This window comes from Mucilaginibacter hurinus (genome assembly GCF_003324525.1).
Taxonomy (GTDB): Bacteria; Bacteroidota; Bacteroidia; order Sphingobacteriales; family Sphingobacteriaceae; genus Mucilaginibacter; species Mucilaginibacter hurinus.
This window is the reverse complement of the sequence record NZ_QGDC01000005.1, coordinates 219,527-232,873: the sequence shown is the minus strand read 5'-3', so window position 1 is coordinate 232,873 and position 13,347 is coordinate 219,527. Positions and strand designations below refer to the sequence as shown.

The 13,347-nt window shown below is 43.4% G+C and carries 8 protein-coding genes; 4 read left to right on the top strand and 4 right to left on the bottom strand.

Features of this window, described 5'->3' with window-relative positions:
• The first annotated feature begins 57 nt into the window (after window positions 1-57).
• From DJ568_RS10410 to DJ568_RS10395, 4 genes are all read left to right on the top strand, one after another.
• Window positions 58-1,833, top strand: coding sequence for an ATP-binding protein (locus DJ568_RS10410; protein ID WP_114005209.1), 1,776 nt, complete (start codon window positions 58-60; stop codon window positions 1,831-1,833).
• Window positions 1,834-2,133: 300 nt separating this feature from the next.
• Window positions 2,134-6,234, top strand: a complete 4,101-nt coding sequence (locus DJ568_RS10405) for a CshA/CshB family fibrillar adhesin-related protein (RefSeq protein WP_158534921.1) — start codon at window positions 2,134-2,136, stop codon at window positions 6,232-6,234.
• Window positions 6,231-7,235, top strand: coding sequence for a PorP/SprF family type IX secretion system membrane protein (locus DJ568_RS10400; protein ID WP_233496673.1), 1,005 nt, complete (start codon window positions 6,231-6,233; stop codon window positions 7,233-7,235). The genes DJ568_RS10405 and DJ568_RS10400 overlap by 4 nt, the downstream gene beginning before the upstream one ends.
• A 22-nt stretch (window positions 7,236-7,257) precedes the next feature.
• The gene (locus DJ568_RS10395) at window positions 7,258-9,213 is read left to right on the top strand and encodes an OmpA family protein (protein WP_114005207.1); all 1,956 of its coding nucleotides are present in this window, start codon (window positions 7,258-7,260) and stop codon (window positions 9,211-9,213) included.
• 125 nt (window positions 9,214-9,338) lie between these two features.
• Here DJ568_RS10395 and DJ568_RS17115 read toward each other — a convergent pair whose 3' ends face one another.
• From DJ568_RS17115 to DJ568_RS10365, 4 genes are all read right to left on the bottom strand, one after another.
• On the bottom strand, window positions 9,339-10,472 hold the full coding sequence (locus DJ568_RS17115) for a DUF6515 family protein (protein WP_158534920.1): 1,134 nt from the start codon (window positions 10,470-10,472) through the stop codon (window positions 9,339-9,341).
• A 170-nt stretch (window positions 10,473-10,642) separates the two neighbouring features.
• Window positions 10,643-11,212 carry a thiamine diphosphokinase gene (locus tag DJ568_RS10375; protein ID WP_114005203.1) on the bottom strand — a complete coding sequence of 190 codons (570 nt, stop codon included), beginning with the start codon at window positions 11,210-11,212 and terminating at the stop codon, window positions 10,643-10,645.
• A 300-nt stretch (window positions 11,213-11,512) separates the two neighbouring features.
• Window positions 11,513-12,823, bottom strand: coding sequence for an amidohydrolase (locus tag DJ568_RS10370; RefSeq protein ID WP_114005202.1), 1,311 nt, complete (start codon window positions 12,821-12,823; stop codon window positions 11,513-11,515).
• 46 nt (window positions 12,824-12,869) lie between these two features.
• The gene (locus tag DJ568_RS10365; protein ID WP_158534919.1) at window positions 12,870-13,334 is read right to left on the bottom strand and encodes an FKBP-type peptidyl-prolyl cis-trans isomerase; all 465 of its coding nucleotides are present in this window, start codon (window positions 13,332-13,334) and stop codon (window positions 12,870-12,872) included.
• Window positions 13,335-13,347: the final 13 nt, after the last annotated feature.

Below are 13,347 nucleotides of genomic sequence, written 5' to 3'. Positions count from 1 at the left end.
ACCGCGTATTTATACATGGGTATATGTAAAAAATTTACATATTTGTGCTAACCCTAGATGAAAGCGCAATTACCCTTTTTTAACTTCTCGCTAAGGAAGGTTTTAGCCTTAGAACCGGACTCTTTTAAAAAAGCAAAAATTAAAATAGTCCTGATCATTTTGCTGTTTTCTACCGCTAAACTATTTATAGCATTACCCTTTGCCATTGAGCATCAGCAATATCTACAGATAACTCGCACGCTTGCCATAGTTTTTATCTTTTTATTTTTAATAAAGGTTGTTCTTTATCGGCCTTCGGCTACCGCTGCAATTGCGCACGCGATGATTATTTGCGGTTTGGTAATGATTTGGACAAACCTTTTTATTTACGTACAGCATATAAATATTTTTACTATTCAGCTAATTTTTATGACGAGCCTGGTAAGCTATTATCTTATTGGCGGGTCACGGGCTGGTTGGTACACCTTTATGGCCATGTCGCCCCTAATGGTATTTATTTTAACGAAGGAAAGTATTTGGGGGCACTTTAAATTAGTAGCACAGGAACTCCCTTCGCCCGGGATGGACATCATAATACTGCTTAATTTCCTGACATTCATTTTCGTGCATTATGTTTACTATGATGCTTTTACTCAAAATTTAAAGGAAAAGCAGGCCCTTAATGATCAGCTTGAACTAAACGTAAAAGAAGCTAAGGCCCTGGCTGAATCACGTTCAGTATTTCTATCTACTATGTCGCATGAGCTGCGTACCCCGCTTAACGGCGTTATCGGCATGACTAACCTGATTAAGGATACCGCAGTAGAAGAACAAAAAGATTATCTGAATGTGCTTGAATTTTCTGCCACCAACCTGCTATCAGTTATTAATGACATACTTGACTATAATAAGATCGAGCTGGATAAAATACAACTGGAAACTGTTCCGGTAAGTTTGCCGGCGCTGCTGCACCAAATATGTACCGGTTTAGGTATAAAAGCGGCTGAAAAAGCCCTGGCATGGAAACTGGAGGTTGATCCTAAATTGAAAGACTGCCTGGTTATAACAGACCCTACCCGTTTAACGCAAATTATATACAATTTAGCCGGTAATGCTATAAAATTTACCAGTGACGGCATGGTAGGCGTAAGTGTAAAGGTGGTTACAGCAACCAATAATACAGTGCTGACGCGTTTTACCGTAACCGATACTGGTATTGGTATAGATATAAGCCGCCAGGAAGCCATATTTGATATTTTTACGCAGGCATCATCAGATACAACACGAAAATACGGTGGCACCGGCCTTGGGCTGGCTATTGTAAAAAAACTGCTTAAATTATTTAACAGCAACATACATTTAAAGAGTGAGGCCGGGAAAGGGTCGGAATTTTCTTTTGAAATTGATTTTCAATTATCACACGATGAAATAAATATTTCGTCAGATTTTACTATCGTAAAAAAAAGCATGAAGGGGCTTAAATTGCTGATAGCTGAGGATAACAACATTAATATTATGCTTCTAGAAAAATTGCTGGCAAAATGGGATGTGCACACCGAGGTAGTGCTTAACGGGCGCGAAGCCGTTAACCGGTTGGCGAGTGATAATTTCGATGGCGTATTGATGGATCTTCATATGCCCGTAATGGATGGCTATGAAGCTACTGCGGCCATACGTGCATTAAACAATCCCGCTAAGGCACAAACGCCAATTATTGCCATTACGGCTTCAGTATCAGGTAATATTCATTCAAAAATAAGGGAAGTTGGCATGCAGGATTTCCTTTCTAAACCTTTCCAGGCGGATCAGTTGTATGAAAAATTGCAACAAATTTACAAGCCGGTTAAGCTTTAGCTGCCTCCCCGCGAAAATCGCTAATTTACCTATAATTATAGATATTCCTTTTTCGATTAATTTTCTGCGAACATTTCTTTTAAAATGGCAGTATAAAGGATTACAGGTACTAATTTTACCGTCTGCCTTTATATTTGCTAATAGCGTTTATGCTTCATGCATTACATCTGCTATAAAATATATTAAATGAAATACGCGGTAGCCATAATAAAAAACTAATATTGGGTGTGTACTCATGTATCAAAGTGATATCCTATGATTAAAAAATACTTACTCAAGTTTTTTCTGTGTATTTTATTCATGCAGGTGTTTACAAAAGCCTCGGCGCAGTATGCCGTAGGCGGCAGTGCCGGTACCAACCTGGTTAACTCCGTATATTGGCTCACATGGGATCAAAACGCTACCGGCTCAACACTTATTTCGCAGCCTGCAGGAGCTAATGCAGGTAATCTGATCAACGGAACCTATGTTTGGCAATTTTCTCCAACGGTGCGCATAACTGCCATCATCAGTAACCTTCAAACTGTTGGAGGCACCGCAATGCTGGCATACACGCCGGGTAGTTTCAGCGGTGACGGACTTGATCTCATTTATTCGGGTAACAACCTACCAAAGCCTGATTCCAGGGGCGTACCCGCCTCAGGCATTTCAGCGCCGTATGGTGGCACGGCGACATTTGACATTGATGTTAAAGTTGCGATATTAATAAATGGCGTGTACACTGATGTTGTATACCCGGGCATGATCATTGCCGATGCCGAATCAATCGATGCAGGAGGGGAGTACATTTCAGGTACAACGCCAAACTCAATTGCCTGGCAATTGCTGAATAAAAGAACACAGGGGAATGATGCTGATGAGCGCTATAAACTTGATTTAACAAACAATGGAAGGTCATTCAGGTTATATGCCGACCTGTTGCCGGGCAACTTTGGAGTACAGGCTGTTATGTTTGCACGGGGGGCGCGGGAACTGGATGATGTGTCCATGAAGGGCTCGGGCCTTACCGCTATGGCTATAGGCTTTGTGTTACCTTTTGATTTGGGCGATAACCCGGAAGGCTATGGTACCACCGGGCATTACATGGAAGAGTTTCAAATAACCGATTATTTTGCCGGCGATGGCACCTATGCCGTAGTTGATTATAATACGACGCCTTTGGTAGCACAAGCCACCGTTTTTATTGGTGCTGACAATGTTGATCCGGACGGCCAGCCGGTTGGTAATGCCAACTCTAATAACGATAATTTGACCGGAAATGATGACGAGAACTCATTGAATCCGGCTGCACTGCCCAATGTTAAAGTAAATCAGGCAGGTGATATTGTGATTACGCTGCGCGCCACTAACAACAAGAATGTTGCCGCACGATTGCGAGGCTGGCTCGATTTTAACCAGGACGGGATTTTTAATGCCGACGAGCAGGTAAGCGTAAATGTTCCCGCTAATACCGTTAATCAAAATTTCATTCTAACTTATCCAAACGCACTTTTCCGGAATAATATCCGCACAGGGCCTTTATACTCACGGTTCCGAATCACAACTACCGCACTTATAGACAACACCAATACACCACTTGATGAACGCAGCGTATCATTTGCAGCCGACGGTGAAACTGAAGACTATCGCCTTAAAGACGTTTTAGGCGTAACCATATCGGGCACGGTGTTTAATGACGGAAACGGCGGTGCCGACGGCACTATCACCGGCGAAGGCCTGCAGGACGTATCCGGCCAGTTGCTGTACGCCTACCTTGTTGATAACACAAATACCATAGTAAACAAAGCACAAGTGGCAGGCGACGGCACTTATGCCCTTAGCAACGCTAATAACGGCACTTATCGTGTAGCCATATCAACCAATGATGTGGCGTTAGGTGCTTCGTTAAGCGATGTGACGGCGAACCTGCCCTCTAACTGGAAACCTTCTGGCGAAGCGTATGGAATAAATAACGCAGGCAATACAGGGATAGAGCCTGGTACTCCTGATATGTTGGTACAGGTGCGCACTCCGGGCACCAGCCTGAATGTTTCGGGTGTAAACTTTGGTATTAACCAGATACCGGTTGCAGTTGCCGATCAGGGGACGACTACAAAGGGGACAGCTGTTACCTTAAATATACCAGCTAACGATACTGATGCTGATGGCACTGTAAATGTTGCCACCGTATTACTTATAGATCCGGCAGATAATGTCAAGAGAGCATCAGTCACTATAGCCGGGCAGGGAACTTTCACTGTGAACCCGGCAAACGGGAGTGTTACTTTTACGCCGCTGGCTACTTTTACCGGGAAGACCATACCGTTGCCGTATACCATAAAAGACAACTTCGGATCTGAAAGCGTAAGCGCGCTTATTACTATTGACGTAAAACCTACAGGGATAGATGATACCGACAGTACAACGCCAGGAACGCCTGTATCAACCAATGTTAAGGCTAATGACGGGCAAAATCTTGCTACTGCAACCGTAACCGCCACTAATGGCACCAATGGTACCACAGCTGTTGATGGTGCAGGTAATGTTATTTACACACCTAATGCCGGCTTTACAGGGACAGATACTTATACATATTTTTTAACAACACCTGATGGCGTTGTTTCTGACCCGATAACTGTGACCATTAACGTAACGGGCTCTAGCGGCACCAACGATGCTACTACTACGCCCATTAATACTCCGGTTACAACAGATGTACGCGCTAACGACGGTCCGGCCGGTGTTGACGCGACGGTAAACCCTACTAACGGCGCCCATGGCACAACAACAGTAACCCCTACCGGCCAGGTTATTTATACACCTCAAAACGGCTACGTTGGCAAAGACACTTATACCTACACACTCACCAAAAACGGGGTAACCACTCCGCCCATCACCGTAACGGTAGATATTAAACCTACAGGAGTAAACGATTCGGGGACAACACCGGTAAACACGCCGATCACTACTACAGTAAAATCAAACGATGGGCCTAGTGGTACGGGCACAACCGTAAACGCAACTAATGGTACTAATGGCACAACAGTAGTGAATGCTGATGGTACCGTAACCTATACACCCGCCACAGGCTTTATCGGAAACGATACGTATACCTACACACTTACTACGGCCGACGGGGTTATATCCGACCCTATAACAGTAAACATCACTGTTTTTGCCGCTTCAATTGTGCTTAATAAAGTGGCTACAAACAGTGGCAATGCGGCGGGCGATGTGATCAACTACACCTTAACTGTTACCAATACCGGGAATACCGCCCTCACCAATGTTGTTATTACAGATGCAGGCGCTGACGCGGGATCCATTTCACCATCGGTTATACCTACTCTTGATGGTGGTGAAGAGGCAACAGTAACAGCACGGCATACCTTGACGCAAGCCGAGATCAATAGCGGCAGTTTCAGCAACCAGGCCGCTGTAACGGCTACCGATCAAAGCAACAATACTGTCGGCGGGGTTTCTGACGACCCGAATACTACCGAAGGAAATGACTCTACAGTGGTAACATTTACTCCTCAAGGTAACGCGGGGGTTAGTTTGACAAAAAGAGGAGAATTTACTGAATTTTACATCATTTACACGTTAGTGATCCGTAATACAGGGCAAACGGCTTTAACCTCTGTGTCGATAACCGATCCGAAGCTTGGAATTACCAATAGCCCTATAAATGTCGGCGGCGGACTAGCAGCCGGCGACTCGGTCGTAACAGTGCTGCCGCCCTACACACTTACCCAGGCGGATAAAGATGCAGGCACCGTGGTTAACAATGCCACCGTAAATGCGCAAAGCGGTAACGGGAACAGTGTTACTGCTAATGCCGGTACAACCACCGTTGTACCAAAATCACCTGTGGCCGTTAATGATAATACGCTGGCGTTTTTAAATAAACCCAAGGTTGTTGAGATATTAAAAAATGATAATCCGGGTAATTCTACGTTTGATCCGCAATCTATCGAGATCATTAAACAACCTGAACATGGTACAATACAAATTGGAAATGGTGTAGTTACCTACACCCCTGATCCTGACTACAGCGGACCGGATGAGTTTACTTACCGCGTAAAAGACCTGTTTGGATATTATACCAACGTGGCCACAGTAACACTCAACATAAGTCCTAACTCTACTATTAAGATCCCAACTTTATTTACGCCTAATGGAGACGGCATCAATGACTTGTTTGAGATCCGCGGGATAGAAGAGTTTGTGCAAAATGACTTGGTGATAGTAAATCGCTGGGGTAATGAGGTTTATAAGAAAAAACAATATGATAACAGTTGGGCCGGTACCGGACTAAACGAAGGCACTTACTATTACATATTACGTGTACTGGAAACAGGCAGTACTAACTGGACAACCTACAAAGGTTATATTACCCTGATAAGAACACTTAGAAAATGATATATACCCCTGGTATTATGCGGCAAACATATTATATACGGCGGATAGTAGTACTGTTTATTTTAACATTAAGCACCCGCCTGCTTTACGCTCAGCAAGACGCTCAACAAAGCCAGTATATGTTTAACGGTATATACATTAACCCTGCTTATGCCGGTTACAAAGAAAATATCAACCTGCATAGTTTTTACCGCTCGCAGTGGACAGGTATTGAAGGCTCGCCGCGCAGCATGTCACTGGCGGTTGACGCTATAGCTAATAATGGCAATGTAGGTTTAGCGTTTCAATTATCAAATGACAGGCTTGGGGCGCAAAGTAACCTGGCGGCTTATGCCAACTATGCTTATCGTTTACGTATTAATGACGATGAAGATACCCGCCTGGCGTTTGGCTTAGGTTTGGGCCTGATGCAGTTAAGCACCAACGGCAACCTGCTTGATCCTAATGATCCCGAACCTGAAATGCCGTTAGGCACCCAAAGCGCCATCTTACCTGATGGCCGGCTGGGTATATACTATTCTGACAGCAAGTTTTATGCAGGGCTATCGGCAGACAACCTCATCTCTCAGTATATTGATATACGTAACAAAGCATACGTAGCTCAGCCTAAGCCACATTATTACCTAACAGCGGGTATGCTAATACCGCTCAACGAGGATATAATGCTAAAGCCTAGCTTACTGCTTAAAGACGACCGCGGCGGCCCGACCAGTTTGGATATTAACGCCTTTTTTATGTTTGGCGAAAAGATATGGATAGGCGGTTCATACCGTACCGGAGTAAAGTTATATAGCAAAAACTATCTGCAGGGCGATTTGAGTAATTTAAACTCAGCAGTATTGGCTGCTGAAGTTTTCCCGGCGAAAAATCTGCGTGTTGGATATGCCTTTGACTTTTCAGTTGGTCCGTTAAAGGGATATAGCGGCGGAACGCACGAGATATCGGTAGGCTTTTACATAAAAACGCGCCAAAGCAGGATGTTAACGCCACGATATTTTTAAGGGTAAACGAATATAATACAGCATGAAGAAGCTTTTAGCCATATTAATTTTTTTTACAGCTATGGTTTTACCAGGCCTGGCAATGGCTCAGCACGTGTTAAAACAAGCCGACGAGGAATACAAGCTGTTTAACTACAGCAAAGCGGTCGAATTATATCTTAAGGCTTATAAAAAAGACTCTACGCTGTATATAACCCAGCGAATTGCCGACAGCTACCGCCTGATGCAGCGTTACGCAGAAACAGAGGCTTGGTACGCCAAAGTTGTAAAAATGGAAAACCCGCCTCCTGAAAACTTTTTTCACTATGCCAGAGCTTTGCAAAACAACTCCAAGTACGCTGAAGCAAAAGCTCAATACGTCCGTTATTATACGTTAAGTAAGGATGTTAATAAAGCCAAGTTAAAGATATGGACAACCTCATGCGACTCTGCAGTACGATGGATGCAAAACCCTAAACCAGTTGATATCGAAAATGAGCGGATGCTGAACAGCCCAAAGTCTGACTGGGGAGCAGCAAGCTATAATAATACCGTTGTTTTTACTTCTGACAGGGAAAACAAAAAATTTAAAGAGGTAACAAAAAAGAAAAAGCCGTTACTTTATTTCGGCAGTGACCCCATCGATAAAGAAAAATATGGATGGACGGCTAATAGTTATTTAAAGCTATATCGCTTTAAAAATGGTATAGCTGATACAATTGAACTTTTCCCGTTGGTTGACGAGACGGAATACCATAATGGCGCGGCAACCTTTACTGCCGACGGTACTGAAATGTATTTTACCATCACGCGCGTGCAGGCTACAAACGCTAATGATACTGCCAAAATAAAAACTATTAAGCCCGAAATATGGCGAAGCAGAAAAGACGCTGTTACCAATAAATGGGGCAAGCCGACGCCTTTCAGGTACAATTCACCGGATAAATGGTCGGCTGGAGACCCTTATATTACGCCTGGTGGTGATACACTATACTTCGTATCTGACATGCCAGGCGGCATGGGCGGTACAGATATTTACAGCTGCATAAAAGAGCCGGGCGGCGACTGGGCGCCACCAGTTAACCTCAAAGAGCTTAATACAGCCGGCGACGAACGTACTCCCTTTGTTGATGCCGCAGGGAATTTATTTTATTCAACAGACGGCGGGATCGGCATGGGCGGACTTGATATATTTAAAGCCACTCCAAAAAACAACACTTACATTAAACAAAACTTAGGCTATCCTATCAACTCACCGCGAGACGATTTTGCATACATGCTTACCAGCGATAGTACTGGTTATTTATCTTCAAACAGGGTTGGGGGACAGGGAAGCGATGATATTTATAGCTTCACGCAAAAACCTGATATTAAAATTATGCTTGAAGGTGTGGTTTATGAAAAAGGCACCCGAAGACCACTCGCCAACAGTGCTGTTACGCTTACCAAAGACGGCATCATAAGGAGTACTACAGATGCCAGCGGTAATTATCGCTTTACATTGAAACAGGATGTTGATTATACTTTACGTGCCGAAAAGGCCGGATATCTAAGCGATAATTTAATCGTATCAACAAAGGGCTTAACAGCAACACAAATAATTAAAAAGAACCTTTACCTTGATCCGATAGTACTGAATAAGACTATACGGATAGAAAATATTTATTATGACTTTGACCAATGGTACATACGGCCGGATGCCGCCCTGGAACTGGATAAACTGATTAAGATATTAAAAGATAATCCTGATATCTATATCGAATTAGGTTCCCATACCGACAGTAAAGGGGATGATGACTATAATCAATCACTGTCACAAAAAAGAGCTAACGCCGCGGTAGAGTATATTATTGATACCGGGGGTATTGATGAAGAACGCATTATTGGACGCGGCTATGGAGAAAGAAAATTACTTAACCGTTGTAAAAACGGTGTACACTGCAGCTCACAAGAGCATCAGTTAAACAGACGGACAGAATTCAGGATAATAAAAATGTAACATCATGTTGCACCTGCAAAACACATAATTTACCACATAAAATGAGCCCGTTAAAAACGGGCTCATTTTATTTATATAGCAGTAAACCTAAATTTAAGCACACAACGTGCTAATTAATAAACTTATCAATCGCGTGCCGGAGACGTCTCTTCGGCAGGTACGCCAACTACCTTATACACTTTATTATCATTGGCGTCCCGGTCTTCTTTATAATATACCCCATCCGGCGATATAAACAACGTTTCACCATTTAATTTTACCTTCCTGCTATCCGGAGGTAACTCCAGTTCTATATCTCCAACTAACGGCAGTTGGCCTTCTTCGGCTTCGTCGGTATTTAATTCACCGTCTTTACCTGCTATCTGGTAAGCAACGGTTCCGTCATCCTTAGTCACCGGCTGATAGTAAACGCCGTTTAACTCATAATACTGTACCCCGTTAATAACTATCGATTGTGCTTTCTCAGGCAACTGTTTTATTTCTGCTCCTACCGGAGGTTCAACTACAGTATATTCATCATCTTGTTGCTGATAATATAGTCCATCGCTGTAATAGTATTGCACATTGTTCCAGTAAAACGGATAATATCCGTACGGCAAAAAGCCTACGCTGAACCCTATGTTTGGTAAATAATATGAGTTATAATAGCCGTACCCATAGTAACCGCCATAAAAACCACCACGCGGATAATAGCCGCGGCCGTAATACCTGCCACCATAGTATCGGCCGCCGTTATAGGCGCGCCTGTTATAGCCATAGTTACGATTTGGATAAACTCTGTTACCGCCATTGTAATACCGGCTATTGCTACGGTTAACACGGTTCCCCTGACTATAGCTTTGATTATTATAACGACTTACACGACTATCGCGATTGTAACCCTGCCCATTGTACCTGCTAATGCCGGATGACTGGCTGGGACGCGAATAATTGCGTATAGCCTGTTCCCTTGAAGACGGGCTGACACCGTTATTGTAACTTGGCCTTGATGCCCCGCTGTTAAAAGACGGCCGGCTCCCACCATTGTATGAAGGCCTAGAGACGCTGTTACCGCCAAACGATGGACGAGAAACGCCCACGCTGCCACCACCGCGCGACCCGCCACCGAAGCTACCGCCACCGCCACCGCGGGATACGCTGCCACCGCCCCCACCGCCTCCGCTACGACCGCCACGTTGTGCTTCAGCCTTTAGCACAGTAAACGAACATAAAAGTGCGCTAAGAGAGGCGTACAGAAAATTTTTATATGATCTTTTCATGTAACTAATTATTAATGAGTACAGCATTTACAATGCTGTAAATGTATAGACCCTTTTTGTTTGAAACGGTTTAATCATGGTTTAATTATTTTTTTCATTGCAACGCTTATTGCCTTTGTAACATCCCGTTCAACCAAGTGCGATGCGTGCAGTGGTTTTGGCGCAAAGTCTTAGATATCTTCTGCTATAAACAAAAAGGGTTGATCAAATTGCAGGCTAAAAAAACCATCATGTGTAGTTTGAAAACGATTAATCTGGATAGCTTGTAACCCGCCGGTTTGCAATTTATCCGGATGCGCAAGTAACTCAATTACCTCGCCCGCAGGTTTCCATTTACTAAAACCTGTAGTAACAGGATATATTTTACGGCTATTATGATAAATTACCAGGCTTATTTTATCAGCAAAAAGCATAAAGTCTTTAAGCTGTAAACTATCTGTTATAATGTTTACTGCCGGATAGTTATGGGTAACCAGGTATTTTAGTGCTGCTTCAGCCAGAGTATCCTTTCCTGCAGGCATTATTTTTATATCTGATTGCAGCGCCTCATAAGTATCGTTGGTTATTATCCAATCAATTTTTATACCGAACGCATGCACCTTTTCGGCAGTATCATGTGTAGCAATAACCGTTGGGCTCCATTCCAGTAACTGCCCTAATAACTCATCTGAAAAAGTATCGAGGCCCAACACAAGTAAGGCTGGTTCTTGCTTTTCGCGGATGACATGGTGTGAGGACATGATGTGATTAGTTTATTAATGAGTGGAGTTAGTTATTATAATTAACGGAAAAATGAATATTTGGTTTCCCGGGTAGTTCCTACACATATTCTATCCCGTAGCACTGCCAACAGTTCGTTATCGCCAAATTGATTTTTCCTCAAAGCCACCATTATAATTTTTGCTGCCGGTATTTAAACCTTCCCTGATCATCGCTTTATGCATACATGGGCGGAAGGCGACGTTGGTTCTGGTACACGGAAAAAGGAACTTTGACATAATTAAGCTGTTACTGCTATGTGCATTTGATTCCCTTTTAATCTATTTTGTAGTCATGTAATCAATAGCCAAATTACACAACGCATTCACTCCAAGCATAAAACCGCTCTCGTCGATAAAAAAGCCGGGGGTATGGTGTGGCGGCGCCTTTAAAGGGTCATTGCCTTTAGGCATTCCGCCTAAAAACAAAAACAAGCCGGGAACTTTTTCCTGGTAAAAGCTAAAATCTTCGGCACCTGTTACAGCAGGGTGTAATACAACATTAGATGTACCGGCCGTAGCCTTTAAAGTCGGCAACATTTTAGCGGTAAGTGCAAGGTTGTTGAATGTTACCGGGTATCGCGTGGTATACGGCACATTTATTTCGGCGGAAGCACCGTGGGCCTCCGCCACTTTTGTAACTATCCGCGTTGCGTTTTCGGTAATAATTTTTTCGTCTCCCGCCGAAAAATAGCGCAGGGTGCCTACCATCTCCACTTTTTCGGGTATTATATTGAATCGGGTACCGCCGTTGATAGCGCCTATGGTTACCACTGCCGGGTTTTCGGTTATATTTATATTACGACTTACAATACTTTGTAAACTGCTTATAATTTGTGCCGACACTAAAATAGGGTCAACACTCTGCCAGGGGTAAGCACCATGCGCCGACTTACCTGTAACCACAATCCGCATATCACTGGAGCCAGCCATTATACCTCCGGGGCGATAACCAATTTTTCCAACCTCCAGGTTTGACCATATATGCAGACCGAAAACCGCATCCACTCTTGGATTCGATAGAACCCCTTCCTTAACCATTACCTCGGCACCGCCTTTCTCGCCGAGCGGAGCGCCTTCCTCCGCTGGTTGAAAAATAAATTTTACCGTACCGGGCAGTTCTTTCTTCATTGACGATAAAACTTCAGCAACCGTCATAAGTATAGCCATATGCGAATCGTGACCGCACGCATGCATCGTACCTACCTCTTTGCCATTATAAGTTGTTTTGATTTTGGAAGCGAATGTTAAGCCCTCACGCTCTGTCACGGGTAGGCCATCCATATCTGCACGCAGTGCTACTACCGGGCCGGGTTTGCCTCCTTTTAATATACCTACCACACCGGTTTTAGCTACCCCGGTTTTCACCTCAATACCCAAGCTATCAAGGTGTTTGGCAATAATACCTGCGGTGCGAACCTCGTTGTTTCCAAGTTCAGGATGACGGTGAAAATCACGGCGCCATGTTATAAGTTTGCTTTGCAGCACCTTGGCTTTTTTAGCCGCATATCCTTTAAGGATCTCACTTTGTGCAAATGCTGAACAGAAGACCGACAGCGATAAAGATGTAATTAAGCAAAACCTTTTCATCATAATTGTTTTGCTAATATAAGCAACGATTCAGCTTTCACTGAAACGACTAATTTTCCACAGTAAGGATATGCACCCGATAATATAAATTTGAATTTGGCGGTAAACCCCCATAAGGCATGTTACCATAAGCCAAATAGGATGGTATAAAAAGATCTATCATTCCTCCTTCACCAATTTTTTGGAGTCCTATTTGCCAACCTTTTATTAATCCGCCCAAATGGAGTGTCTGTCCGGTTGACGCCTCTGCAAATTTTGAACCAGTATCCATGCGATAACCAATATATTTCACAATCACATTTGACGAAATTAACGGCTTCGTGCTATTACCCGATTCGATGATTCTAAAATAAAGTCCGCTGGCTGAATCTTTTTGCGCAACTATATTATTTTGAGTTATGTAAGCCTCGACGATGGCATCGTCCATTTTATTTCGCTGTTCTTGAGTGACGTTTGAATCCTTTTTACAAGCTGAAAATCCGACGACTAACAAAGCAACAAGATATCTTTTCATTTTTTTATTATAG

What these genes read in the sequence shown, in the direction of transcription:
- DJ568_RS10400 (WP_233496673.1), top strand. Translation starts at nt 6,231, where the DNA reads ATGATATATACCCCTGGTATTATGCGGCAAACATATTATATACGGCGG.
- DJ568_RS10410 (WP_114005209.1), top strand. Translation starts at nt 58, where the DNA reads ATGAAAGCGCAATTACCCTTTTTTAACTTCTCGCTAAGGAAGGTTTTA.
- DJ568_RS10365 (WP_158534919.1), bottom strand. Translation starts at nt 13,334, where the DNA reads ATGAAAAGATATCTTGTTGCTTTGTTAGTCGTCGGATTTTCAGCTTGT.
- DJ568_RS17115 (WP_158534920.1), bottom strand. Translation starts at nt 10,472, where the DNA reads ATGAAAAGATCATATAAAAATTTTCTGTACGCCTCTCTTAGCGCACTT.
- DJ568_RS10395 (WP_114005207.1), top strand. Translation starts at nt 7,258, where the DNA reads ATGAAGAAGCTTTTAGCCATATTAATTTTTTTTACAGCTATGGTTTTA.
- DJ568_RS10405 (WP_158534921.1), top strand. Translation starts at nt 2,134, where the DNA reads ATGCAGGTGTTTACAAAAGCCTCGGCGCAGTATGCCGTAGGCGGCAGT.
- DJ568_RS10375 (WP_114005203.1), bottom strand. Translation starts at nt 11,212, where the DNA reads ATGTCCTCACACCATGTCATCCGCGAAAAGCAAGAACCAGCCTTACTT.
- DJ568_RS10370 (WP_114005202.1), bottom strand. Translation starts at nt 12,823, where the DNA reads ATGATGAAAAGGTTTTGCTTAATTACATCTTTATCGCTGTCGGTCTTC.